At 62.1% G+C, this 23,338-nt stretch carries 24 protein-coding genes and 1 tRNA gene; 20 read left to right on the top strand and 5 right to left on the bottom strand.

Annotation, left to right across the window (positions count from 1 at the left end):
• Positions 1-21: 21 nt before the first annotated feature.
• The 3 genes from ltaE to AB5Y72_RS04600 form a co-directional block, all read right to left on the bottom strand.
• Complete coding sequence (gene ltaE / locus AB5Y72_RS04610; RefSeq protein WP_318161510.1) at positions 22-1,038, bottom strand: low-specificity L-threonine aldolase; 1,017 nt, start codon at positions 1,036-1,038, stop codon at positions 22-24.
• Positions 1,039-1,124: 86 nt separating this feature from the next.
• On the bottom strand, positions 1,125-1,832 hold the full coding sequence (locus AB5Y72_RS04605; protein WP_368198635.1) for a short-chain dehydrogenase: 708 nt from the start codon (positions 1,830-1,832) through the stop codon (positions 1,125-1,127).
• Between the two features lie 75 nt (positions 1,833-1,907).
• The gene (locus AB5Y72_RS04600; protein ID WP_257711690.1) at positions 1,908-2,315 is read right to left on the bottom strand and encodes an XRE family transcriptional regulator; all 408 of its coding nucleotides are present in this window, start codon (positions 2,313-2,315) and stop codon (positions 1,908-1,910) included.
• Positions 2,316-2,472: 157 nt separating this feature from the next.
• On the opposite strand from AB5Y72_RS04600, the gene AB5Y72_RS04595 reads away from it, so the two are divergent.
• A complete protein-coding gene (locus AB5Y72_RS04595; protein ID WP_368198634.1) occupies positions 2,473-3,372 on the top strand; it encodes an aldo/keto reductase family oxidoreductase in 900 nt (299 codons plus the stop codon).
• A 70-nt stretch (positions 3,373-3,442) separates the two neighbouring features.
• Here AB5Y72_RS04595 and AB5Y72_RS04590 read toward each other — a convergent pair whose 3' ends face one another.
• Positions 3,443-3,721: an RNA-binding protein gene (locus AB5Y72_RS04590; protein ID WP_029314670.1), complete on the bottom strand. Its 279-nt coding sequence runs from the start codon at positions 3,719-3,721 to the stop codon at positions 3,443-3,445.
• 212 nt (positions 3,722-3,933) lie between these two features.
• A complete protein-coding gene (locus tag AB5Y72_RS04585; protein ID WP_104453025.1) occupies positions 3,934-4,476 on the bottom strand; it encodes a hypothetical protein in 543 nt (180 codons plus the stop codon).
• A gap of 174 nt (positions 4,477-4,650) precedes the next feature.
• Between AB5Y72_RS04585 and mepA the strand changes: the two genes are divergently transcribed.
• The 19 genes from mepA (at position 4,651) to nuoH (ending at position 23,330) form a co-directional block, all read left to right on the top strand.
• Positions 4,651-5,394: a penicillin-insensitive murein endopeptidase gene (gene mepA / locus AB5Y72_RS04580; protein WP_069785143.1), complete on the top strand. Its 744-nt coding sequence runs from the start codon at positions 4,651-4,653 to the stop codon at positions 5,392-5,394.
• A gap of 42 nt (positions 5,395-5,436) precedes the next feature.
• Positions 5,437-6,042: a LemA family protein gene (locus tag AB5Y72_RS04575; protein ID WP_010675022.1), complete on the top strand. Its 606-nt coding sequence runs from the start codon at positions 5,437-5,439 to the stop codon at positions 6,040-6,042.
• Positions 6,039-6,773 carry a YgcG family protein gene (locus AB5Y72_RS04570; RefSeq protein ID WP_202041369.1) on the top strand — a complete coding sequence of 245 codons (735 nt, stop codon included), beginning with the start codon at positions 6,039-6,041 and terminating at the stop codon, positions 6,771-6,773. Before AB5Y72_RS04575 ends, AB5Y72_RS04570 begins: the two co-directional genes overlap by 4 nt.
• A gap of 22 nt (positions 6,774-6,795) precedes the next feature.
• A complete protein-coding gene (locus tag AB5Y72_RS04565; RefSeq protein WP_010675024.1) occupies positions 6,796-7,413 on the top strand; it encodes a TPM domain-containing protein in 618 nt (205 codons plus the stop codon).
• A gap of 145 nt (positions 7,414-7,558) precedes the next feature.
• Positions 7,559-7,646: transfer RNA gene (locus AB5Y72_RS04560), tRNA-Ser, on the top strand.
• 137 nt (positions 7,647-7,783) lie between these two features.
• Positions 7,784-9,487 carry a site-specific integrase gene (locus AB5Y72_RS04555; RefSeq protein WP_268427704.1) on the top strand — a complete coding sequence of 568 codons (1,704 nt, stop codon included), beginning with the start codon at positions 7,784-7,786 and terminating at the stop codon, positions 9,485-9,487.
• Positions 9,488-9,517: 30 nt separating this feature from the next.
• Complete coding sequence (locus AB5Y72_RS04550; RefSeq protein WP_268427703.1) at positions 9,518-10,456, top strand: hypothetical protein; 939 nt, start codon at positions 9,518-9,520, stop codon at positions 10,454-10,456.
• A 378-nt stretch (positions 10,457-10,834) separates the two neighbouring features.
• On the top strand, positions 10,835-10,972 hold the full coding sequence (locus tag AB5Y72_RS04545) for a hypothetical protein (RefSeq protein WP_010674054.1): 138 nt from the start codon (positions 10,835-10,837) through the stop codon (positions 10,970-10,972).
• 111 nt (positions 10,973-11,083) lie between these two features.
• Positions 11,084-11,626: a recombinase family protein gene (locus AB5Y72_RS04540; RefSeq protein ID WP_104456100.1), complete on the top strand. Its 543-nt coding sequence runs from the start codon at positions 11,084-11,086 to the stop codon at positions 11,624-11,626.
• A 20-nt stretch (positions 11,627-11,646) separates the two neighbouring features.
• Complete coding sequence (locus AB5Y72_RS04535; RefSeq protein WP_049047471.1) at positions 11,647-12,156, top strand: hypothetical protein; 510 nt, start codon at positions 11,647-11,649, stop codon at positions 12,154-12,156.
• Positions 12,157-12,798: 642 nt separating this feature from the next.
• The gene (locus AB5Y72_RS04530; protein ID WP_042076558.1) at positions 12,799-13,557 is read left to right on the top strand and encodes a flagellar motor protein; all 759 of its coding nucleotides are present in this window, start codon (positions 12,799-12,801) and stop codon (positions 13,555-13,557) included.
• Positions 13,532-14,410, top strand: coding sequence for a flagellar motor protein MotB (locus AB5Y72_RS04525; protein WP_042076559.1), 879 nt, complete (start codon positions 13,532-13,534; stop codon positions 14,408-14,410). The genes AB5Y72_RS04530 and AB5Y72_RS04525 overlap by 26 nt, the downstream gene beginning before the upstream one ends.
• A gap of 260 nt (positions 14,411-14,670) precedes the next feature.
• A complete protein-coding gene (locus AB5Y72_RS04520; RefSeq protein ID WP_042076561.1) occupies positions 14,671-15,075 on the top strand; it encodes an NADH-quinone oxidoreductase subunit A in 405 nt (134 codons plus the stop codon).
• Between the two features lie 29 nt (positions 15,076-15,104).
• On the top strand, positions 15,105-15,779 hold the full coding sequence (locus tag AB5Y72_RS04515) for an NADH-quinone oxidoreductase subunit B family protein (RefSeq protein ID WP_042076564.1): 675 nt from the start codon (positions 15,105-15,107) through the stop codon (positions 15,777-15,779).
• Between the two features lie 38 nt (positions 15,780-15,817).
• Positions 15,818-17,587 (top strand): NADH-quinone oxidoreductase subunit C/D, encoded by a 1,770-nt coding sequence (gene nuoC, locus AB5Y72_RS04510; protein WP_209428957.1) that lies wholly within the window; start codon positions 15,818-15,820, stop codon positions 17,585-17,587.
• A gap of 72 nt (positions 17,588-17,659) precedes the next feature.
• On the top strand, positions 17,660-18,199 hold the full coding sequence (gene nuoE / locus AB5Y72_RS04505) for an NADH-quinone oxidoreductase subunit NuoE (RefSeq protein WP_084202673.1): 540 nt from the start codon (positions 17,660-17,662) through the stop codon (positions 18,197-18,199).
• Positions 18,196-19,581, top strand: a complete 1,386-nt coding sequence (gene nuoF / locus AB5Y72_RS04500) for an NADH-quinone oxidoreductase subunit NuoF (RefSeq protein WP_325782942.1) — start codon at positions 18,196-18,198, stop codon at positions 19,579-19,581. Before nuoE ends, nuoF begins: the two co-directional genes overlap by 4 nt.
• Positions 19,582-19,638: 57 nt before the next feature.
• A complete protein-coding gene (gene nuoG / locus AB5Y72_RS04495) occupies positions 19,639-22,368 on the top strand; it encodes an NADH-quinone oxidoreductase subunit NuoG (protein WP_325782943.1) in 2,730 nt (909 codons plus the stop codon).
• Positions 22,365-23,330 (top strand): NADH-quinone oxidoreductase subunit NuoH, encoded by a 966-nt coding sequence (nuoH, locus tag AB5Y72_RS04490; protein WP_042076569.1) that lies wholly within the window; start codon positions 22,365-22,367, stop codon positions 23,328-23,330. Before nuoG ends, nuoH begins: the two co-directional genes overlap by 4 nt.
• The last annotated feature ends 8 nt before the right edge of the window (positions 23,331-23,338 follow it).

The raw sequence follows: 23,338 nt of genomic DNA, 5'->3' as shown, positions 1-23,338 counted from the left end.
GTTGTATGGTGGTGACCGCACTCAGTCGCTCACAAACTCGGTGAACGCGTCGATCACCTCGTCGATGTCGTCGTCGGTGATCTGCAGGTGGGTGACCAGCCTGAGTTCCCCGTAGCCGGAGAAGAGGATGCCGCGCTCCTTCATGAAGGCGAGCAGCTCTGCACTCTCCCCCTTCGCCAGGCGCAGGAACACCATGTTGGTCTGCACCTCACCGCCACTGAGCTCTATGCCCGGCAGGGCGGCCAGCCCCTGCGCCAGGCGCCTGGCGCGGCGGTGATCGTCCGCCAGCCGGGTCACGTGCTGATCCAGGGCGAACAGGGCCGCCTGGGCCAGGATCCCTCCCTGGCGCATGCCGCCCCCCAGCATCTTGCGCAGCCGCCTGGCCCGCGCGATGAAGGCATGGGAGCCCACCAGCAGGGAACCGACCGGTGCCCCCAGCCCCTTGGAGAGGCAGACGGAGATGCTGTCGAAGGGGGCCGCGATGGCCGCCACCGGCTCCCCGCTCGCCACCACCGCATTGAACAGGCGGGCGCCGTCCAGGTGCAGCGCCAGGCCGTGCTCGTCGACGAACTCGCGCATGGCGTGCAGGTAGTGCAGGGGCAGCACCTTGCCGTTATGGGTATTCTCGAGACAGACCAGGCGCGTCTGGACGAAGTGGGCGTCGTCGGGTGCGATGGCGGCCCGCACGTCCTCGAGTGCCAGGGTCCCGTCCGCCTGCATGGTGACGGATTGCAGCGCCACCGAGCCCAGCACCGCGGAGCCCTGCGCCTCGTAGCGATAGATGTGGGAGGCCGCTCCTAGCACGGCCCCTTCCCCGCGCTGGCAGTGGCTCATCATGGCCAGCAGGTTGGACATGGTGCCGGATGGCACGAACAGGGCCGCCTCCTTGCCGAGCAGTTCCGCCCCCCGGCGCTCCAGCGCGTTGATGCTGGGATCTTCCCCGTAGACATCATCGCCCACCTCGGCATGCAGCATGCTCTGGCGCATGGCCTCCGTGGGCTGGGTCACGGTATCACTTCGTAAATCGATATAGCGCATGTCATCCTCCTGATGCAGGACGATGACATTAACCAGCCGGGACCCGACTGGCAAGAAACGGGAGGCGGGAATGTGAGCCCGGCGGTCTACCAGGGCAGCGGTTGGCCCTGCAGATCCAAGAAGCTGCCGGACTGGGACGGGGTGAGGGTGCCGATGAGATCCAGCAGCCGAGGGGCCACCAGGGCGGGATCCTGCAGCAGGGCCGGATCCGTCTCCTGGCGGAAGGGCTGCTGCATGGGGGTATCCATGAGCCCGGGGTGCACAGTGATGACGCCGGCACCCGGAAAACGTTCGGCCCACTCCCCCGCCAGGAGCCGGGATCCCATGTTGAGGGCGGCCTTGCTCATCCGGTAGCTGTAGCGGCGCATGGGCTCCTGATGGGCGGCCCCCAGACTACCCGCCAGATCGGAGAGGGTGCAGAGCCAGAGCCGGCTCTCGGACGTCATCAGCCTGCTCAGGCTGGCCCCCAGGGCCAGGTGGGGCCAGGCATTGGCCTGCAGGCTCTCGCAGAGCCACCCCGGCTCCACCTCCTCTACCCGCCGCTCCGGCATGTGGGTGAGATCGTGCAGCAGGCCTATGGTGTTGATCACCACTGTGGGCAGGGAGTCCCCGTCATAGAGGGTGAACAGGGCCTCGAAGGAGAGCGGGTCCACCTCCTGCAGCGGGAAGTAACAGGCGGGATCCAGCCCCTTGGGCAACTGCCTGCCCGCCAGCAGCCACTCGTCGCCCCGCCTGGCGAGCTCATGGGCCAGCGCGATCCCCAACCCGCCACTGCCCAGGATCAGATAGCTCATCTGCGTGTCCTTGGATTTGTTCACTGCTTAGAGGGTATCAGAAGAATGGCGGGCTGCCGCATGCAGCCCCCGGGCTCAGGCCTCCGCCAGATGGCGGCCGAATTCCCGCGCCCGCGCCAGATCCAGAAAACCGTCCGCCTGCTTGTGGCTGCGCAGAAACTGGTAGTAGGCGAGCAGGGTCACCAGCTGCTCCTCGTCCGGCATCGGCTGCCCGGGGCGTTTCTCCTGCACCAGGGACCCCGCCGCCGCCAGCGCGTCCCTGTCCACCACCTCGGCCTGACGATAGAGGTAGCCGCAACCGGTGGCGAGCCACTCCAGGGAGCAGTTGGCCCCCATGGCGATCTGGTTCGCCTTGCCAAGGCCGGGCTCGGCCCCCTTCAGATATTTGCGGATCAGGGCCTCGCTCAGCCCCACCTTGCGGGCGAAGGCGCTCACGCTGCCCTCCCCGATCAGGCTCTGCAGCCTGGCGGCAAATCCTTCCATCACACTCTCTCCGTCATGCCGGCCCCCTGGGAAGCTCAGAACCATAGTTCGAATTCACGCAGGGGGCATTATTGCCTTGTCCGCCGGAAGAGACCAAGATGCTGGCAATATTCTTTGTCCCTTTCGTTGTCGTCTCGTTATCCGTAGAGGAGTCACCATGTCCGTATCCCGCCTCGCCTTGCACGATCAGGGCCCCACCTTCTCCCGCCTCATCATGGGCTACTGGCGCCTGATGGAGTGGCAGCTCTCCCCGGCCGCCCTGCTGGATCTGATGAAATACCACCTGGACCTCGGGGTCACCACCATAGATCACGCCGATATCTACGGCGGCTACCAGTGCGAGGAGGCCTTTGGCCATGCCTTGCGCCTGGAGCCCTCCCTGCGCCACAAGATGGAAATCGTCAGCAAGTGCGGCATCGCCCTCACCGCCAACCCGGCCCACGCCCTCAACCACTACAACACCGGCAAGGCGCACATCGTCGCCAGTGCCGAAGCCTCCCTGCAAAAGCTCGGCATCGATCACCTGGATCTGCTGCTGATCCACCGCCCCGACCCCCTGATGAACGCCGACGAGGTGGCCGAGGCCTTCATCGCGCTCAAGCAGGCGGGCAAGATCAAGCACGCCGGGGTCTCCAACTTCACGCCCCACCAGTTCGCGCTGCTGCAGTCCCGCCTGCCCTTCCCCCTGGTCACCAACCAGCTGGAGATCTCGCCGCTGCATCAGGAAGGCACCCTGGATGGCGCCCTGGATCAGTGCCAGCAGCTGCGTATCAAGCCCATGGCCTGGTCCTGCCTCGGCGGCGGGCGACTGTTCAACGATCCCGCCTATGGCGCCCTGCGCGCAGAGCTCGAGCAGATCAGACAGGAAGTGGGCGCCCAGCATATCGAGCAGGTGGTCTACGCCTGGGTGATGATGCTGCCGAGCCAGCCGCTGCCGCTCATCGGCTCGGGCAAGCGGGAGCGGATCGCCGCCGCCGTGGCGGCCGAGTCCATCCAGCTCAGCCGTCAGCAGTGGTTCCGCATCCGCAAGGCGGCCCTGGGGTACGATGTGCCCTGATGTCGCCAGAGAGCAGTGAAAACAAAAACGGCATGGAGCAATCCATGCCGTTTTCCGTTATCGAGACGATTCAACGATGGCGCTGGGGGCGACCACGGGGTGCATCTGTCTTCGGTTTGGCCTGATTGACCGTGATGGTGCGGCCGCCGACCTCGGTGCCGTGCAACTCGGCGATGGCCTTCTCGGCCTCACCATTGACCGGCATTTCAATGAAACCAAACCCCTTGGACTGACCGGTATCGCGGTCGATGATGATATCGACCTTGTCTACCTGCCCAAATTGGCTGAACACGGTTGTCAGTTCGTCGGCCGTCATCCGGTACGACAGATTACCTACGTAAATCTTCATGCCATCCACTCTCGATTCAAGGTGCCTTATCTATGCATCCACCGACCTGGGAGTAAGGGCACAACCCCCCTGCCGGACCAGCCACGGCATCATGCCATGGCACTTCCAGCTTCGTATCCCAAGTCCTTGATCTCTTGGGTTATCAGAGCAGGAAAGATCAAATCGAATCAGAGGCAGTATCTGAGCATTGGGATGAATTGTCGAGAAAATAGTCAGGCCGGGTGCAGCTCGGCCAGCAATGTGCCGAGGGCACGACGCCCATGCCAGGCACGTTTGAACCCGAATCGATAGACCCCGGGGGCCACTTCGTGAGTCCCTTCCCGGGACAACCCGAGCAGGCTGGTGGCCGTCGCCAGGGTCACCTCATCCAGCCCGAGATCCAGGCTGAAATCGAGCCACTGGCCATCGTGTCCCACCTTTCGATCCCGCTCCATGCCCACCAGCACGGCTCTGGGCAGGGCCAACGCCCGGTCTTCGCCACCATTGAGCAGATAGAGATGGCGTTCATCCCAGGCAAGCTCCGCCAGACGCCAGCGCTGCCAGTTGCGCGGCAACACCATCATCACCAGCACGATACCGCCAAAGACCACCCCGACCCAGGGCAGCAGGCCCATGTCGGGATATCCCAGCCAGAGGGCGGCCACCACAGTGGCGAGACTCCCCAGCAACAGGCAGATCATGACCCCGTAAAACCGCCGGGCCGGGGGCATCAGCCAGCGCACGTTCTCTTGCGCTGCCAGCTCACTGACTCTCATCTTCTCTTCTCCTTCTGTGATGCGAACGGCCTTGCCGTCGCTGCGTTGCCGCGCATTGTGCGCGAGCGACGCGCCGCGATGCAACCGCCACCGCGACACGGATGACGGCCAGCCGCCACTCTTGGTATGCTTGGGGCTGTCTGAGCCCGCACTGGGCGCCATCCCGGGAGTCCCATGTTCGCCACCGCCCTGCTCTTGTCCGCGAGCACACTCTATGCCGAGGCCATCGGCGGCTACTCCGCCGGCTGCCTGAAAAATGCCGTGGCCCTGCCCCTCGAAGGCCCTGGTTATCAGGTGATCCGCACCAAACGGCTGCGCTATTACGGTCACCCCGACCTCATCCATTACCTGCAGCATCTGGCCAACCAGACCAGACTGGCCGGCATGCCGGATCTCTATATCGCCGACCTCGCCATGATGCACGGGGGGCCCTTTACCTCAGGTCATCGCAGCCACCAGACCGGCCTGGATGCCGACATCTGGTTCAGGATGGCTGACAGGCCCATCAGCCGCTGGGAGCAGGATGCCCCCAGGGAGTGGGCGCTGATCGACGAACCCAGCTACCGGATGCTACCCGGCCGATTCGGTCCCAGGCAGCTCAATCTGCTGCGCCTTGCGGCTGATCGCCCCGAGGTGGCGCGCATCTTCGTCAACCCCGTCATCAAGGCCGAGGTGTGCAAACAGGCACCCGGTGAAGCCTGGGTCGGCAAGCTGCGCCCCTGGGTCGGCCACTTCAGCCACTTTCACGTCCGCCTGCGCTGCCCGGCAAACAGTCCGGACTGCCAGTCCCAGGCTCCCATTCCCCCCGGCAATGGCTGTGGGGAGGAGCTGGCCTCCTGGCTCAAGGACAAACCCCAGCTGCCCAAGGTGTCGATGAGCTACCGCGCCCCCCTCTTACCCAGGCGTTGTGAGGGCTGACCACAAGCTGTTATGGTGAACCTATTTCCGAGAGAAATATCAATGGAGAACAACAAGATGGCCACTTCACTCTGGCAGCGTGGTACCCGTGCCCTGCTGACCCTGACCCTGCTGCTGGGTTTGACCGGCTGCGGCATGAACACCATTCCGACCCTGGATGAGCAGGTCAAGGCGAGCTGGGGACAGGTCGAGAACCAGTACCAGCGCAGGGCCGATCTCATTCCCAACCTGGTGGCCACCGTCAAGGGGTACGCCAGCCACGAGCAGGAGACCCTCAAGGCTGTCACCGATGCCCGTGCCCGAGTCGGCAGCGTGCAGGTGAGTGACCCCTCCCAGCTCAAGGCGTTCGAGGCGGCTCAGGAGCAACTCTCCAGCGCCCTCTCCCGGCTGATGGTGGTGGTCGAGCGCTACCCGGATCTGAAAGCCGATCAGCAGTTCCTGACCCTGCAGGCCCAGTTGGAAGGCACCGAGAATCGCATCGCGGTGGCCAGACGGGATTACATCGAAGCAGTACGCCAGTTCAATACCGAGATCCGTACCTTCCCCGGGGTCATCTGGTCCAAGCTGCTCTACTCCGATCTGGAAGCCAAACCCACCTTCAGCGCCAAACCCGGTGCCGATGAGGCGCCCAAGGTCAGCTTCCAATGAACGTGATGAGACGCTGGCTGGCGCTCTGTCTGCTGCTCTGTGCCACGGCGCTGCATGCCGCCCCCGATTTCCCGGCCCTGACCGGGCGGGTGGTGGACGAGGCCAATCTGATGTCCCGCAAGCAGGCCCACCAGCTCGCACAGCAACTGGCCGTCTTCGAGAAGCGCAGCGGCGTCCAGCTGGTGGTGGTCTCCATCGACACGCTGGCGGGGGATACCATCGAAGAGTACGGCTACCAGCTCGGTCGCCACTGGGGCATCGGCCAAAAAGGCAAGAACAACGGCGTTCTGCTGATCATCGCCCAGGACGAGCGCAAGGTGCGCATCGAGGTGGGTTATGGCCTGGAAGGTGCCCTGCCCGACGCCATCGCCGCCAATATCATCCAGACCCGGATCCTGCCCGCCTTCAAGCGCGGTGACATGGTGGCCGGCATCCTCGCCGGCAGCCAGGGCATCATGCAGGCCCTGGCCGGGGAGTATCAGCCCGTGGACAACACCAGCAAGGCCGACAAGCAGGGAGGTCCCTGGCTCTTCATCCTGGTGGTGATTGCGATGATCGTGCTGCACAACCTGCGCGGCGGCGGCGGTGGGCCGGGAGGACGTCGCCGGGCCGCCTACATGGCCGGTGGATTCGGTGCCGGCTCCTTTGGCGGCCGCACTGGCGGTGGTAGTGGCGGTTTCAGTGGTGGCGGCGGCAGCTTTGGCGGCGGCGGTGCATCTGGCGGTTGGTAATCAGGGAAAAAGAGACAACAAGATGATTTCGAAACAGTTTTTCCACACCTTGCAGGCCAGGGTTCGACAGGCCGAGCAGGCCACGGATGCCGAACTGGTCACCGTGCTGGCCCCGGCCAGCGATGGCTATCGCTATATCCCGACCCTGTGGGCCGCCCTGCTGGCCATGCTCACCCCCCTGCTGGTCTTCCAGCTCGGCTTCTGGCTTGGCTGGTACGAGATCCTGCTGGTGCAGTGGTCGGTCTGGTTGCTGCTGAGCCTGCTGTTCCACTGGACACCCATCAAGATGCGGCTCATTCCCAACAAGGTACGCCGTCACCGGGCCGCCCTGATGGCCCGCCTGCAGTTTGTCGAGCAGGGACTTCACCGCACCCGGGACCGGCTCGGGGTGCTCATCTTCGTCTCGGTGGCGGAGCACTATGTGGAGATCCTGGTAGACGACGGGATCGCCCAGCACATCGACAACACCCAGTGGCAGCAGATCATCGACGACTTCGTGGTTCGGGTACGCAACAAGGAGGTCGAGCAGGGGTTTCTGGAGTGCGTGGAGCGCACCAGCGCCATTCTGACCGACGCCTTCCCCGCCACCCGGGATCAGAACGAGCTGCCTGACAGCCTGATCATTCTCGACAAGCCCTGAATGGGCTTAAAAAACCGGCATTCTGTTCAAGGGATAGGCATTCGATAAAGATGATGAAAAATAAGGGGAAAAATGATTGACCCCAATCCCGCTTTCCCCTACATTACGCCCCGTTCCGGCGCAACGGCGCTGTGAGCGAAAATTTGGTGAGGTGTCCGAGTGGCTGAAGGAGCACGCCTGGAAAGTGTGTATACGGCAACGTATCGAGGGTTCGAATCCCTCCCTCACCGCCACATTGATAACCCCTGCTTTCGAGCGGGGGTTTTTCTTTATAGGTCAAAAACTTCCTGATTTCATAGCGATTTTGTGATCAACCCTTCCATCCCGACACTTCCGAGGTGGTACAAAAAGGTGGTACAAAATGAGGTCTATGAGCAATCTAATCCAAGACCGTCATGGCACGTGGTATGCCCGTGTTGTCATCCCCAAAGCACTCCGCCCTGTTATCAACAAGGGTGAGATCAAGCGTTCCCTGAATACCAAAAGTAAGCCCCATGCCCTTCGGGCTGCCCTACCTGTGCTGGATGAGCTACATCGCTTACTAGAGGCCGCCAAGATTGATCTAGTAGTGCAGCCCCTCGACCTATCCAACGCGGCGGACTGTTGGTACAACTCGATGATAGAGTGTCTTGACGAACCGGATGTACGTGCTCGTTTCATCCCCCTACAGGATGCAGGTTCTACCATCGAGCCAGCAGATATCTTGCAGACCTTACTGGCCGATGTTGAAAGACGCCAACCGGGTATCTCTAACAAGGACAGAGCCGCAAGGCTCACCCGTTTCCTCACGTGGATGAAGCCTTACACTGACGAGGCTCTTCGTGCATCAGGCCTCTGCCTGTTCGTCGGGTCGGCCAACTATCAGGCTCTCGCTCTGCTTCTTGCGGGTAAATTCCTACAGCTGTCGGTGGCCGTCCAGCAGAATACCCGCACTAACGCCATGCAGAGACGCATCGGCCAACCTGAGATCCCCCTCGTACCAACTGGAGTCACCACCGCCCCGCTCATGGGGACGCGTGGACTTCGCCTGTCAGCCTTGTTTGAACGCTACAAGACCACTGTCCGGCGGCGAGAACCGAAGAAGGCCGAGGGACGCATCCTTGAGTATCAGGTGGCCGTTGATCGGTTTGTCGAACTGCTAGGCGATAAAGGTATCGAGGAGATCCATAAGAGGGACGTTGCCGAGTTCCGTAATCTAATGGAACAACTGCCAACCCGTCCCAAGCAAGATGTGTCGGCCATGCCGTTACGACAGCAGATTGCCTATGCCCAAGAGCACAACCTGCCTTGCCTGTCGGCTGCCACGGTCAAAAAGCTGGGACGAGCCTTGTCAGCCGTGTTAGGGCTTGCGGTTGAAGATGGACTGTTAGAGTACAATCCGGCTCACGGGCTCACTTATGCAGATACGGCGGTCAACCCACTGGCCGAACCGGAACGCCCGTACACCGCGACCGAGCTGGCGACCGTGTTCGGTTCCCCCTTGTTTGTGAGACGTACCCAGCATACCCGATTCGGGGAGGCTCACTACTGGGTGCCGCTGATGCTCTACTATACGGGGGCTCGAGCCGAGGAGATTTGTCAGCTCTACGTGGCAGACTTGATGCAGCAGGATGGCGTCTGGTCCTTCCGAGTGGCGGAGTTGCGGGAAGATCAGAGTGTGAAGAACCGCAGCAGTAACCGGGACATTCCGGTGCATCCCCATCTGCTAGCACTTGGTCTACTGGACTATGTTCGCACCTTACCTGCTGATGGCCGCCTGTTCCCCCTGTTGCATCCCTCTGGCCCCAAGCAGAACTACCATGTGCGGCTGGGTGTGTGGTGGCAGCGCTACTTACGTGAAAAGCTCAACATCGTGCGAGAAGATATTCAGCCGTTCCATAGCTTCCGGCACACCTTTATCAATTTCATGCGGGATGCAGGGGCTCGTGAGGATATCCAGAACGCCATCACGGGTCACAGCCAACACGGCGAGAGGACAGCGACAGGGCGAAATTATGGAACCTATACGTTGAGCCAAAAGCTAGCTGCTGTTGAAGCCATCCCATTGGCCCCCATCCCGGCTGATGCCGGATAAAAGGAAGCAAAGAGGCCGTAGGAGGCTGCATTGAACGTTACAGACATTTTTATCGGGCCTCCTGCACAAGGGCTTATCGATCCACGGGGTACGCTCTCGCAGATACCCGGCTTCAATGGGCGGTACAGTCAGTACGTCAGGCGGGCAATCAGCAACATCCGGCAGGTACAGGGACTTGACCTGCCAGAGGTTCCCGAACCTGATAATGGATTAGGGATGTGGACTCCCTTGCAAGCCTTGGCTGTGCTGACCTATGGCCCCAGCTCTCACCTGAACGCAGCGTTGATAGCGGAAATCGAGCGGTTGACCGGACAATCATTACCACGAGTGGAAGGTCAGAGTCGCTATGAGGCAGCGTTTTACACAGAGTACCTAGTTTCGTTGCTTGCTTGTTTTGAAGAACAGCAGCCAGGTTTGCAAATGCAGGTGATCCCGCAATTCTCTTGCGGCCCTTACCGAATAGATTTCCGAGTCGATTTGCAATGGTTCGACCCGGACGGAAAGTATTTTGACAAACCGATTCGGCAGGAGGCGTACTTGCTGGAGTTTGACGAAGCCTATCATCTGGAGCCATCGAACCGCCAAGCAGACCAGCAGCGTGATGCCTACATCGAGCAGCAGACGGGCCTCAGGCCGCTCAGGATTCGGCACGAAGAACAAGAGCTGTGGGCCACCATCTGTCGTGCTCAGGGACGCATCCTAAGCGTGGAGGAGTACCTGCAAGGGCTGTTGGTGGCTATGGCAGAGCCGGGCGATGGCCGACATCTTGATATCACGCGAGATTCTGCCCAGAGTGCTTATACCTGCGATCCAGCCGGGTATCTACGATATCCAGCCCAGCCGGGAAGAGACCTTAAAGCGATTGCAGAGCGGCTTGGCTGGCGGTTGAGTCAGAGGCATAGCGGCAATCTGGCCTATCACCGTTTAACCCCGCCGCGAGTGACGACCAATCGACACATTTCGGGGTGATGTGTCTGGTCAATTTGAGTCTCATCGACACATCCAACAACGTGTTCATGGGCTTTTCGGCTGCATGTGTCTGATGTGTCGCCTGTTCCAGCCCGATATAGATACCCGTTTTGTTACTCAGAGACTTATCTATTTACTGCACCGAGGGGGGAGCCTACAAGCCACCCGAAGAAGACAAATCAAGATGATGGCAACGATCTTGCCCGGTTGATTGCCCGGCAAAAACAATCCCAAACCCCACCAGCACAAGGAAAACGAGCAGGCAACATTCAGACCAAACGCCGGTATAAGCCAGATGAGACCAACACCATAGGAGAATCCCATGGAATACATCACATCTGGCCCCTTGTCGGGAGCCATCCAGCAAGGAGCAGGCGTATGAATGAGCAGCAAGGAAACCCGTTACTGAAAGCGTTGGAGGCGGCACTGCTGGCAGCCTTGGGCGTCCTCATTAAGGAAGCCGTCAACTCGATGCAGACACCGCCGCCTCCGCCGAAGGAGCCGGACGCTCAATAGACCATGCCTGTGTGACAGACCGGAAGCCCCCCGGCAACCCCTGTCACACGGGTTGGTTTTCGAGTTTTGACACGTTTTTCTTGCAGGGTCTTGAACCTATTGGAGGCCATCATGGCAATCATCGGGTATGCCCGTGTCTCGACCACGGGGCAATCGCTGGAGCAGCAACTGATAGCTCTGGCGGAGTGTGAAAAAGTTTTTCATGAGCAGGTCAGCGGTAGCAAGACGGATAGGCCGCAACTACAGGCAATGCTCGAGTTCGCCCGGTCTGGGGACGTGCTAAAAGTCACCAAGCTGGATCGTCTGGCCCGGAACACCCGGCACTTGCTGGAGATCACAGACCAGCTACACGCCAAAGGGGTAACATTACAGATCCAGAATCTGGGCATCGACACGGCCACTCCGACAGGCAAGCTGATGCTGACGATGATCGGAGCCATCGCCACGTTCGAGCGGGAAATCATGCTGGAGCGTCAGGCGGAAGGGATCGCCTTGGCGAAGGCCAAAGGGGTCTACAAGGGCCGGAAGCCGACAGCGATGGAGAAGCGGGACGAAGTGCTGCATCTTCTATCGCAAGGCATCGCTAAAGCATCAGTGGCAAAGCGGTTGGGTATCAGCGTGTCGAGTGTCCATCGTATCAGTACAGCATCATGACCTATACGAGTGGGGAACAAATGGAACAAGAAGTAGATGACAGCCTTCACTCTTCGCATTCTTCTTTCCGGGAAAAATTGCTAGAGCATCTGTTCATTGCGGAGCTACTCAAGAAATCTTGGAAAACAGGGCGTTGTGACATCGAGGTGGCAAAGTCTGAGGTGGATAGTAAAGGGTATGACCTCATCGTTGAAGCTGAGGGGATCTTACGGCATATTCAACTGAAGTCGACTAAGCTGGGCGGAAAAGCCGCCAATCAGAAAATCCACCAATCGTTGTCTTCAAAACCATCTGGATGTGTTGTGTGGATGTTCTTTGATGATGTGTCACTGCAAGTAGACCATTATCTATTCTTTGGCGGGGCTCCGGGTGAAAAATTACCTTCTCTCGGGGATAAAGTTGCCAAGCACACCAAGGGAAATGCAGATGGTAAAAAGCTTGAACGCCCGATGATCAGACAATTGCCGAAGGGGAGCTTTACCAGAGTAGACACATTCGAACAGCTGTATGAAAGGCTGTTTGTACTATAAATGTGGTACAGATAAGTGGTACAGAAGTAAGATTTGTATCTATGATTATCGCAATGAAATCAGTGGGTTACTGAGTGGCAGATAGTATCGAGGGTTCGAATCCCTCCCTCACCGCCAAATAAAGTACAAGGGCCTGTCGCAAGACAGGCCCTTGTACTTTATTTGGCGATGGGCGGCTCGGTTCTAACCCTGGGCAGGACAGCCCCTTTGGACAACCGCAGGCTGCCCGCAGGGCGAGCGCCAGGGACGGCGCGAGTCAATCCCGACCCAGCACCAGATTATAAAGAACCGACCTCAGGGTCGGTTTTTTGCTTTCCACACCGGCCTGCCCGCACATGCCGCAAGGGGAAAGCCAACCCCCTCATCGGGTGCGGGCAAGGCGACTGGCCTCAAAACGCAGTCCACAACCCCCCTTTCGCTTTCCAGCGCGGCACAAGCCCGCCCTCGCCCCATCGCGCCCGATGGACAAGCCCGTCATCCTCGTTTTCCTGCCCTTATGATCTTCCCGTTCTGGCCGACACAGGGAGGTGTCCCCCTGTCGGTGCAGCCCCCCGGATATTTGCTCACCGATTGGATATCGTTTTGAAAAACTGATAGTTAAATAGCTACACTAGCCACACACATCGCATAGGATATGGACAAATGAGTCTGATTGGTCTGCTGCTGGCCCTGGCTGCCATCCTGGGCGGCAACATCATCGAAGGGGGACATCCCAGCGCCCTGCTCGATCTGCCCGCCTTTCTTATCGTCATCGGCGGGACCGTGGGGGCGGCGCTGACTCAATTCCCCTTCTCGGTCGTCGGCAAAACCTTCAAACGCTTCAAGTGGCTCATCTCTCCCCTGCGCCTCGACATGCTGGAGCAGGCCCAGCTGCTCGAGACCCTCGCGGGCAACGCACGGCGCAGCGGCATGCTGGCGCTGGAGGGGATGATCGACGACATCAAGGATCCCTTCCTGCAGAAGGGGGTCCAGATGATGGTGGATGGTTACGAGAAGACCAAGATCCACGAGGTGCTGGAAAACGAGATCGAATTCGAGCAGGAAGATCTCGAGCAGACCGTCAAATTCTACGAGGCCATGGGGGGCTACTGCCCGACCATGGGGATCGTCGGGGCCGTGTTCGGCCTCATTCACGCCATGGGGCTGCTGGATGCGCCGGACAAGCTGGGGGGCGCCATCGCGGTGGCCTTCATCGCCACCATCTACGGGGTGGGCGCCGCCAACCTGATCTTCCTGCCCTTTGGCAACCGCTACAAGGGCTTCGCCCACCAGATCCGCCACTACAAGGAGATGACCCTGACCGGCATCCTCTGCATCGTGGACGGCGAGTCACAGCAGCGGCTGCAAGTGACCCTTGAACCCTACCTCGGAGGCCATGGTGGCGAAAAAGAAAAAGGCTGAGGCGCCGGAGAACCATGAGCGCTGGCTGGTCTCCTACGCCGACTTCATGACCCTGCTGTTCGCCCTGTTCGTGGTGCTCTACTCCTTCGCCATGGCCAAGCAGTCGGAGACCCGGGTGCTGATCCAGGGCTTTATCGAATCCCTCGGCAAGATAGGCCTCATCTCCCTGCCCGCAGGCTCCCCCGTGATGCAGGGGGGAACCGGCATCCTGGAGCCCGAGTCCAAGACCACACCGGGGACCTCCGACAAGGAGAAGGTGCTCGAGACGGAAGCCCCCGCGTCGGCCGCCGATCCCTTCAACGAGACCATAGGCGCGTCCGAGAAACCCAGCGCGACCGAATCCTGGCCGCACAAGACCAAGGAGCAGGACTGGACCACCAGCACCAAGCAGAAGCTGGAGCAGCAGCTAAAGAGCCAGATCGAGTCCAAGGAGATCGAGGTGGAGCAGCTCGGCAGCCAGCTGGTGATCCGCATCGGCGAGAAGACCCTGTTCCCGGCGGATTCGGCCTTCCTGCAGCCCCAGTTCATCCCCCTGGTCAACAAGGTCTCCGACGTGCTGGCGGACATCCCCGGCATGGTGGTGGTCACCGGCCACACCGACAACTCCCAGGCCCCGGTGGAGCTCTACCGCAACAACTGGGAGCTCTCGGTGCTGCGGGCCGCCACCATAGTCCACACCCTGCTGACCAACCCCAAGCTCGACTCCCGCCGGGTCATCGCCCAGGGTGTGGCCGACACCCAGCCCCGCTATCCCAACGACACCCCGGCCCACCGCCAGGCCAACCGGCGGGTGGAAATAGTACTCTCCCAGGGCAAGGCCGCCGAACAGGCGCTTCCCCTCCTCACCCCCTGACAACAGACCCCGCCCTGGCGGGGTCTTTCATTTGCGCTGATTAGTTTATTTTTCAAACGTTCTCGCGATTTCCCGCACCTCATGGTCGTTATTGAAAATGACTCTCAAATGGGAAACTTGACCCCGCTAGCAAAACCAGATTTTCATCTTGGTGATTAATAATTAATCCTTTGAAATGACATGTAAATCAGTACGAAAGTGGCATACTACGTAACACCCTTGTTAAGTCACATGATTAATTTGGTTAGGGAAAAACCTATATGTTTGCTGATATTGCCGTCCAGCATTGGGCTTTTGCTGTCTACATCATTGGCGCCATCTGTATCTGCCTGACCATGATAGGCCTGGCAGCCTTGCTGGGGGGGCGAGCCTATGGTCGAGCCAAGAACAAACCCTTCGAATCCGGGGTGGATTCTGTCGGCAACGCCCGCCTGCGCTTCTCCGCCAAGTTTTATCTGGTCGCCATGTTCTTCGTCATCTTCGATGTCGAGGCGCTCTACCTGTTTGCCTGGTCCGTCTCCGTGCGCGAGAGCGGCTGGGTCGGCTTCATCGAAGCCACCATCTTCATCACCTTGCTGCTGGTAGGCCTCATCTACCTGTGGCGCATCGGCGCCCTCGACTGGGCCCCGAAGAAGCGTGTCCTGACTGACAAGAAACCAGACTGAACTACCGATTATCTCTTTGAGGTTGCACCATGAAGTACACCCTGACCCGGATTGACCCGGATGCGCCCGTCGAGCGCTACCCCCAGGAACAGCGCCAGACCGTCGATGATCCACTGGCGCAGCAAGCGACCCGCGGCATCATGATCGGGCGTCTCGAAGAGGTGCTGCAAGACACCGTCAACTGGGGCCGCAAGAACTCCCTCTGGCCCTACAACTTCGGCATCTCCTGCTGCTATGTGGAGATGTGTACCGCCTTCACCTCCCCCCACGACGTGGCCCGTTTCGGTGCCGAAGTCATTCGCGCCTCGCCCCGTCAGGCGGACTTCATGGTGATCGCCGGTACCCCCTTCATCAAGATGGCCCCCGTCATCCAGCGACTCTATGAGCAGTTGCTCGAACCCAAGTGGGTCATCTCCATGGGTGCCTGCGCCAACTCGGGCGGCATGTATGACATCTACTCAGTCGTTCAGGGTGTCGACAAGTTCCTGCCGGTCGACGTCTACATCCCGGGCTGCCCGCCCCGTCCCGAGGCCTTCCTGCAGGCCCTGATGCTGTTGCAGGACTCCATCGGCAAGGAGCGCCGTCCCCTCTCCTGGGTGGTCGGCGATCAGGGGATCTACCGTCCCCAGATGCAGGCCGAGAAGGATCGCAAGCGCGGCGAGCGCATCCAAGTCACCAACCTGCGCACGCCGGATGAGATCTGACCATGAAACTGACTCGAGAATTCCCAAGCAACTACACCATGGCCCAGTGGCAGACCTCAGATCATGGCGATGCCCAGGTGGTCGGCGAGCTGTTCGCCCACTTCGGGGCCGAACGCTTCACCGTGCAGAGCACCCGCACCGGCGTGCCTGTCATCTGGCTCTCCCGCGAGCTGCTGCTGGACGTGATGGGCTTCCTGAAAAAGCTGCCCTCCCCCTTCGTGATGCTGTTTGACTTGAGCGCCACCGACGAGCGAATGCGCAGCCATCGCCACGGCCTGCCGGACAGCGACTTCACCGTCTTCTATCACCTCATCTCCATCGACCGCAACGCCGACGTCATGCTGAAGGTGCCGCTCAAGGAGGGCGATCTGAACCTGCCCACCGTCACGCGCCACTTCCCCAACGCCAACTGGTACGAGCGGGAGGTCTGGGATCTGATGGGCATCACCTTCGAGGGTCACCCCCATCTCACCCGCATCATGATGCCCAAGAGCTGGCAGGGCCACCCGCTGCGCAAGGACTATCCGGCACGGGCTACCGAATTCGACCCCTTCATGCTCGATGCGGTCAAGCAGGATCAGGAACAGGACAACCTGCTGTTCAAGCCGGAAGAGTGGGGCATGGCCCGGGGCAACGAGAACGAGGACTACATGTTCCTGAACCTCGGCCCGAACCACCCCTCCGCCCACGGCGCCTTCCGCCTGGTGCTGCAGCTCGATGGCGAGGAGATCCGCGACTGTGTGCCCGACATCGGCTACCACCACCGCGGCGCCGAGAAGATGGGCGAGCGCCAGTCCTGGCACAGCTACATCCCCTACACCGACCGGGTCGAGTACCTGGGGGGGGTGATGAACAACCTGCCCTATGTGCTGGCGGTCGAGAAACTGGCAGGCATCAAGGTGCCGGCCCGGGTCGACATGATCCGGGTCATGATGGCGGAGCTGTTCCGCATCCAGAGCCACTTGCTGTTCCTCGGTACCTACATCCAGGACGTGGGGGCCATGACCCCGGTCTTCTTCACCTTCACCGACCGGCAGAAGATCTACACCATCATCGAGGCCATCACAGGCGCGCGCATGCACCCGGCCTGGTTCCGCATCGGCGGCGTGGCCCACGATCTGCCGGTGGGCTGGGCCCGCCTCATCCAGGACAACCTGCTGAGCTGGCTGCCCAAGCGGCTGATGGAGTATGAGAAGGCGGCCATGCGCAACAGCATACTGCGCGGCCGTACCATAGGCGTCGCCGCCTACAACACGGCCCAGGCGCTGGCCTGGGGCACCACGGGAGGCGGTCTGCGCGCCACCGGCCTCAACTTCGACGTGCGCAAATGGCGCCCGTACTCCGGCTACGATCAGTTCGAGTTCGAGGTGCCGGTGGGCGCCAACGGGGATGCCTACGACCGCGCCACCGTGCGCATCGAGGAGATCCGCCAGAGCCTGCGCATCATAGAGCAGTGCATGAAGAACATGCCGGAAGGGCCGTTCAAGGCGGATCACCCGCTCACCACTCCGCCCCCCAAGGAGCGCACCCTGCAGGACATCGAGACCCTGATCACCCACTTCCTGCAAGTGTCGTGGGGCCCGGTGATGCCGGCCGCCGAGTCCTTCCAGATGATAGAGGCGACCAAGGGGATCAACAGCTATTACCTGACCAGCGACGGCTCCACCATGAGCTACCGGACCCGGATCCGCACCCCGAGCTTCGCCCACCTGCAGCAGATCCCCTCGGTGATCCGCGGCCAGATGGTGTCGGATCTCATCGTTTACCTGGGCAGTATCGATTTTGTTATGTCAGATGTGGATCGTTGAGTCCTCTCGCCCCGACCGACGGGGCGAAGGGCAAGACGCGCAGTAAAGGGAAAAGCCACAAAAGGTCAAGTCATGAGCCAATGTCAGTGTCACAATAACCAGACCCCACAAGGGCAAGGGGCATGCAGCAGCAAACAGGGCGATTTCGTCCTGAGCCAGGCTGAACGCGATGCCATCGAACACGAGAAACACCACTACGAAGATCCCCGTGCCGCCAGCATCGAAGCGCTCAAGATAGTGCAGCAGGCCCGCGGCTGGGTGCCCGACGGCGCCATCCACGCCATCGGTGCCGAACTCGGCATCCCCGCCAGCGACGTGGAAGGGGTCGCCACCTTCTACAGCCAGATCTTCCGCCAGCCGGTGGGTCGCCACATCATCCGCGTCTGCGACAGCATGGTCTGCTATATCAACGGCCACGAGCAGCTGCTGGCCGGTCTGAAAGAGGTCGTCAATCTGGCCCCCGGCCAGACCTCCCCGGACGGTCGTTTCACCCTGCTGCCCGTCTGCTGTCTCGGCAACTGCGACAAGGGGCCGGCCATCATGATCGATGACGACACCTACGGCGGGCTCGACGCCGTCAGCCTGCTCAAGACCCTGGAGGCCTACCCATGAGCATCCAGCCAGGCAAGACACTCGCCTCCCTCGGCACCGCCAACCGCATCCCTCGCGCCGCCGAGACTCACCCGCTCACCTGGCGCCTGCGGGACGACGGCCAGCCGGTCTGGCTCGAGGAGTACCAGGCCAAGCAGGGCTACGAGGCCGCCCGCAAGGCGCTGGGCCAGATGAGCCCGGACGACATCGTCAGCACCGTCAAGGACGCCGGCCTCAAGGGGCGCGGCGGCGCCGGCTTCTCCACCGGGGTGAAGTGGGGCCTGATGCCCAAGGACGAGAGCATGAACATCCGTTACCTGCTCTGCAACGCCGACGAGATGGAGCCCAACACCTACAAGGATCGGCTGCTGATGGAGCAGCTGCCCCACCTGCTGATCGAGGGGATGATCATCTCGGCACGGGCCCTCAAGGCCTACCGCGGCTACATCTTCCTGCGCGGCGAGTACGTGGATGCCGCCATTCACCTGCGCCGCGCCGTGGAAGAGGCCAAGGCCGCGGGGCTCCTCGGCAAGAACATCCTGGGCTCGGGGTTTGACTTCGAGCTGTTCGTCCACACCGGCGCCGGTCGCTACATCTGCGGCGAAGAGACGGCGCTTATCAACTCCCTAGAAGGACGCCGCGCCAACCCGCGCGCCAAGCCCCCCTTCCCCGCCGTCTCCGGCGTCTGGGGCAAGCCCACCTGCGTCAACAACGTCGAGACCCTGTGCAACGTGCCCGCCATCATCGGCAACGGTGTCGAATGGTACAAGGGACTGGCGCTGCCTGGCTCCGAGGATCACGGCACCAAGCTGATGGGCTTCTCCGGCAAGGTGAACAACCCCGGCCTCTGGGAGCTGCCCTTTGGCATCACGGCCCGCGAGCTGTTCGAGCACTATGCCGGCGGCATGAAGCCCGGTTATCGCCTGAAAGCCTGGCAGCCTGGCGGCGCCGGTACCGGCTTCCTGCTGCCCGAGCACCTGGATGCCCAGATGTATGCCGGCGGCATCGGCAAGGTCGGCACCCGAATGGGAACGGGCCTCGCCATGGCGGTGGACGACAGCATCAACATGGTGAGCCTCTTGCGCAACATGGAGGAGTTCTTCGCCCGCGAATCCTGCGGCTGGTGCACCCCCTGCCGCGACGGCCTGCCCTGGAGCGTCAAGCTGCTGCGGGCGCTGGAGCGGGGCGAGGGCCAACCCGAGGATCTCGCCACCCTGGAGCAGCTGGTCAGTTTCCTCGGCCCGGGCAAGACCTTCTGCGCCCATGCCCCCGGCGCCATCGAGCCCCTTGGCAGTGCGATGAAGTACTTCCGGTCCGAATTCGAGGCCGGGGTCAAGGCGCCCCACGACAATCACAAGCTGTTCAAGGGTATCCAGCCCAACCTGCTGGGCGAGCGCTGGTAAGCGCCAGGACGCATCGGGCAATAGCCGATTTCACAAAACAGGTTTCAGGGAAGTTGTATGGCAACCATTCATGTAGACGGTAAAGAGTACGAGGTAGACGGGGCAGACAACCTGCTGCAAGCCTGTCTGTCGCTGGGTCTGGACGTCCCCTATTTTTGCTGGCACCCGGCGCTGGGTAGCGTCGGTGCCTGCCGCCAGTGCGCGGTCAAACAGTATCAGAATGCCGACGACAAGCGCGGCCGCCTGGTCATGTCCTGCATGACCCCCTCCACCGATGGCACCTATATCTCCATCGAGGACGAAGAGGCGAAGGAGTTTCGCAAGACGGTGGTGGAGTGGCAGATGACCAACCACCCCCACGACTGCCCGGTGTGTGAAGAGGGCGGCGCCTGCCACCTGCAGGACATGACGGTGATGACCGGCCACAACAGCCGCCGCTACCGTTTCACCAAACGCACCCACCAGAACCAGGATCTGGGCCCCTTCATCAACCACGAGATGAACCGCTGCATCGCCTGCTATCGCTGCGTGCGCTACTACAAGGATTACGCCGGTGGCGAGGATCTCGGGGTCTATGGCGCCCACGACAACGTCTACTTCGGCCGGGTCGAGGATGGCACCCTGGAGAGCGAGTTCTCCGGCAACCTGGTGGAGGTCTGCCCCACCGGCGTCTTCACCGACAAGACCCACTCCGAGCGCTACAACCGCAAGTGGGACATGCAGTTCGCCCCCAGCATCTGCCAGGGGTGCTCGGTCGGCTGCAACATCAGCCCGGGTGAGCGCTACGGCGAGCTGCGCCGCATCGAAAACCGCTTCCACGGCGCCCTCAACCACTACTTCCTGTGCGATCGCGGCCGCTTCGGCTACGGTCACGTCAACCTGGCCGACCGCCCCCGCCAGCCCCTCTTGCAAGATGGCGGCGACAAGCTGGCCATCACGGTGGACGGTGCCCTGAACCGCGCCGCGGACGCCCTGCGCACCGCCAGTGGCGTCATCGGCATCGGCTCGCCCCGGGCGTCGCTTGAGAGCAACTACGCCCTGCGCGAGCTGGTGGGCGCCGCCAACTTCTACTCTGGTGTTGAGCAGAGCGAGTGGGCCTGCCTGCAGAAGATGCTGCAGATCCTGGAGCAGGGCGGTGTGCGCACCCCCAGCCTGCGCGACATGGAGGAGGCCGACGCCGTGCTGGTGCTCGGCGAGGACGTCACCCAGACTGCCGCCCGCATCGCCCTGGCCCTGCGCCAGGCGGTCAAGGGCAAGGGACGCGAGATCGCCCGCAAGCTGAAGGTGGATCTCTGGCAGGTCGCAGCGGTGCAGACCCTGGCCCAAAACGAGCGCTATCCCCTGCTCATCACCAGCCTGGACGCGACCCGTCTGGACGACGTGGCGAGCGGCACCCTGCACGCCCCTCACGCGGATCAGGCGCGCCTCGGCTTTGCCATCGCGCACCTGCTTGACGGCACCGCCCCGGCGCCGACGGATCTCGCCCCCGAGCAGCAGGCCCTGGCAGCCCGCTGGGCCGAACTGCTGGGCAGCGCCAGGAAGCCCCTCATCATCGCAGGCAATGGTGCCCGTTCACTGGCGCTGATCGAGGCGGCCAGCAACATCGCCCGCGCCCTCAAGGGCCGCGGCCAGGCCGTGGAGCTCGCCCTGGTGGCCCAGGAGGCCAACAGCCTGGGGCTGGCCATGCTGGCCCGGGATGCCGCCCCGCTGGAGAGCGCCCTCGAGCGTATCGAAGGGGAGGAGCAGCTCGCCCTGGTGGTGCTTGAGAACGATCTCTACCGCCGTGCGCCGCGCAGCCGGGTGGATGCCGCCCTGGATCGCCTGCAGCACCTGCTGCTGGTGGACCACCAGGACACCCAGACCGCCAAGAAGGCGAGCCTGATGCTGCCCGCCGCCAGCTTCGCCGAAGGCGACGGGACGCTTATCAACATGGAAGGCCGCGCCCAGCGCTTCTTCCAGGTCTATTCCCCCGCCTTCTACGACGCCGACATCCAGGTGCGCGAGGGCTGGCGCTGGCTGGCCGCCCTGCAGGGGACGCTGGCGCGCAAGCCCCTGCGCTGGAGCACCTTCGACGACGTGAGCACCGAGTGCGCCGCCAGCACCCCGCAGCTCAGCACCATGCGCGAGCCTGCTCCCAACGCCGGCCTGCGCATCCGCGGCATGAAGCTCGCCCGCGAGCCGCACCGCTACAGCGGCCGCACCTCCATGCTGGCGGATCAGAACGTGAGCGAGCCCAGGGTGGCGCAGGATCCCGACTCCCCGTTCGCCTTCTCCATGGAAGGCTACGCCGGTGCCCGCCAGCCCCTCTCCCAGGTGCCCTTCGCCTGGGCACCGGGCTGGAACTCGCCGTCTGCCTGGAACAAGTTCCAGGACGAGGTGGGTGGCAACCTGCGCGCCGGGGATCCCGGCCGTCGCCTGCTGGAGCCGGGCGAGGATAGCCTCGGCTGGTTCAATGTCATCCCCGCCCCCTTCCACGCCCAGGCAGCCCTGCAGGTGGTGAGTTACGATCAGCTGTTCGGCGGCGAAGAGCTCTCCGCCCGCAGTCCGGTCATCCAGGCCCGCATGGGCGAGCCCGCCCTGGTGCTGAACCCGGCCGACGCGGCGCGTCTGGCCCTGGGCGCCGGCAGTCAGGTCGCCTTCTCCTGGGGTGGCAACCACTGGCGCCTGGCCCTGCGCCTGAGCGACAAGCTGGCCCAGGGTCTGGTGGGGCTGCCGCTCGGCGTCAACGGCCTGCCGACCGCGCTGCACCACGCCCTTCTCGATAACCTGCAGGAGGTGATCGCATGAGCGATGCGCTGATTGATCTGTTGCTGGAAATCGGCAAGGCCCTGATCGTGCTGGTGGGGATAGTGGGGGCCGGTGCCTTCATGAGCTTCATCGAGCGCCGTCTGCTGGCACTCTGGCAGGATCGTTACGGCCCCAACCGGGTTGGTCCCTTCGGCTTGCTGCAGCTGGCGGCCGACATGGTCAAGATGTTCTTCAAGGAGGACTGGATCCCGCCGTTCGCGGATCGCCGGATCTTCGTGCTGGCCCCCATCATCGCCTTCACCGCCTTCATCCTGGCGTTTGCGGTGGTGCCCATCACCCCCACCTGGGGCGTGGCGGATCTCAACGTGGGCCTGCTCTACATCCTGGCCATCGCGGGGCTGGCGGTCTACGCCGTGCTGTTCGCCGGCTGGTCGAGCAACAACAAGTACTCATTGCTCGGCAGCCTGCGCGCCTCGGCCCAGACCCTCTCCTACGAGGTATTCCTGGGACTGTCGCTCATGGGCATCGTCATCCAGACCGGCAGCTTCAACCTGCGTGACATCGTCGAGGCCCAGGCCGGCATGTGGAACGTGATCCCCCAGATCCTGGGCTTCGTCACCTTCCTGTTCGCCGGGGTCGCCGTCACCCACCGCCACCCGTTCGATCAGCCGGAAGCCGAGCAGGAGCTCGCCGACGGCTATCACATCGAGTATGCGGGCATGAAGTGGGGTCTGTTCTTCGTGGGCGAGTACATCGGCATCGTGCTGATCTCTTCGCTCATCGTGACCCTCTTCTTCGGTGGCTGGCACGGCCCCTGGCTGCCGCCCTTCATCTGGTTCGCCCTGAAGACCGCCTGTTTCATGGTGTTCTTCATCCTGCTGCGGGCCTCCCTGCCCCGCCCGCGCTTCGACCAGGTGATGTCCTTTGGCTGGAAAGTGTGCCTGCCCCTGACCCTGCTCAACATGCTGGTCACAGGCGCAGTCGTGCTGCTGAACATGTAATGAGGCAC

It is taken from the genome of Aeromonas sp. R7-4 (assembly GCF_040908055.1).
Lineage (GTDB): Bacteria > Pseudomonadota > Gammaproteobacteria > Enterobacterales > Aeromonadaceae > Aeromonas > Aeromonas sanarellii.
This window is presented reverse-complemented; position numbering and strand designations above follow the sequence as displayed.

What these genes read in the sequence shown, in the direction of transcription:
- ltaE (WP_318161510.1), bottom strand. Translation starts at nt 1,038, where the DNA reads ATGCGCTATATCGATTTACGAAGTGATACCGTGACCCAGCCCACGGAG.
- AB5Y72_RS04605 (WP_368198635.1), bottom strand. Translation starts at nt 1,832, where the DNA reads ATGAGCTATCTGATCCTGGGCAGTGGCGGGTTGGGGATCGCGCTGGCC.
- AB5Y72_RS04600 (WP_257711690.1), bottom strand. Translation starts at nt 2,315, where the DNA reads ATGGAAGGATTTGCCGCCAGGCTGCAGAGCCTGATCGGGGAGGGCAGC.
- AB5Y72_RS04595 (WP_368198634.1), top strand. Translation starts at nt 2,473, where the DNA reads ATGTCCGTATCCCGCCTCGCCTTGCACGATCAGGGCCCCACCTTCTCC.
- AB5Y72_RS04590 (WP_029314670.1), bottom strand. Translation starts at nt 3,721, where the DNA reads ATGAAGATTTACGTAGGTAATCTGTCGTACCGGATGACGGCCGACGAA.
- AB5Y72_RS04585 (WP_104453025.1), bottom strand. Translation starts at nt 4,476, where the DNA reads ATGAGAGTCAGTGAGCTGGCAGCGCAAGAGAACGTGCGCTGGCTGATG.
- mepA (WP_069785143.1), top strand. Translation starts at nt 4,651, where the DNA reads ATGTTCGCCACCGCCCTGCTCTTGTCCGCGAGCACACTCTATGCCGAG.
- AB5Y72_RS04575 (WP_010675022.1), top strand. Translation starts at nt 5,437, where the DNA reads ATGGAGAACAACAAGATGGCCACTTCACTCTGGCAGCGTGGTACCCGT.
- AB5Y72_RS04570 (WP_202041369.1), top strand. Translation starts at nt 6,039, where the DNA reads ATGAACGTGATGAGACGCTGGCTGGCGCTCTGTCTGCTGCTCTGTGCC.
- AB5Y72_RS04565 (WP_010675024.1), top strand. Translation starts at nt 6,796, where the DNA reads ATGATTTCGAAACAGTTTTTCCACACCTTGCAGGCCAGGGTTCGACAG.
- AB5Y72_RS04555 (WP_268427704.1), top strand. Translation starts at nt 7,784, where the DNA reads ATGAGCAATCTAATCCAAGACCGTCATGGCACGTGGTATGCCCGTGTT.
- AB5Y72_RS04545 (WP_010674054.1), top strand. Translation starts at nt 10,835, where the DNA reads ATGAATGAGCAGCAAGGAAACCCGTTACTGAAAGCGTTGGAGGCGGCA.
- AB5Y72_RS04540 (WP_104456100.1), top strand. Translation starts at nt 11,084, where the DNA reads ATGGCAATCATCGGGTATGCCCGTGTCTCGACCACGGGGCAATCGCTG.
- AB5Y72_RS04535 (WP_049047471.1), top strand. Translation starts at nt 11,647, where the DNA reads ATGGAACAAGAAGTAGATGACAGCCTTCACTCTTCGCATTCTTCTTTC.
- AB5Y72_RS04530 (WP_042076558.1), top strand. Translation starts at nt 12,799, where the DNA reads ATGAGTCTGATTGGTCTGCTGCTGGCCCTGGCTGCCATCCTGGGCGGC.
- AB5Y72_RS04525 (WP_042076559.1), top strand. Translation starts at nt 13,532, where the DNA reads ATGGTGGCGAAAAAGAAAAAGGCTGAGGCGCCGGAGAACCATGAGCGC.
- AB5Y72_RS04520 (WP_042076561.1), top strand. Translation starts at nt 14,671, where the DNA reads ATGTTTGCTGATATTGCCGTCCAGCATTGGGCTTTTGCTGTCTACATC.
- AB5Y72_RS04515 (WP_042076564.1), top strand. Translation starts at nt 15,105, where the DNA reads ATGAAGTACACCCTGACCCGGATTGACCCGGATGCGCCCGTCGAGCGC.
- nuoC (WP_209428957.1), top strand. Translation starts at nt 15,818, where the DNA reads ATGGCCCAGTGGCAGACCTCAGATCATGGCGATGCCCAGGTGGTCGGC.
- nuoE (WP_084202673.1), top strand. Translation starts at nt 17,660, where the DNA reads ATGAGCCAATGTCAGTGTCACAATAACCAGACCCCACAAGGGCAAGGG.
- nuoF (WP_325782942.1), top strand. Translation starts at nt 18,196, where the DNA reads ATGAGCATCCAGCCAGGCAAGACACTCGCCTCCCTCGGCACCGCCAAC.
- nuoG (WP_325782943.1), top strand. Translation starts at nt 19,639, where the DNA reads ATGGCAACCATTCATGTAGACGGTAAAGAGTACGAGGTAGACGGGGCA.
- nuoH (WP_042076569.1), top strand. Translation starts at nt 22,365, where the DNA reads ATGAGCGATGCGCTGATTGATCTGTTGCTGGAAATCGGCAAGGCCCTG.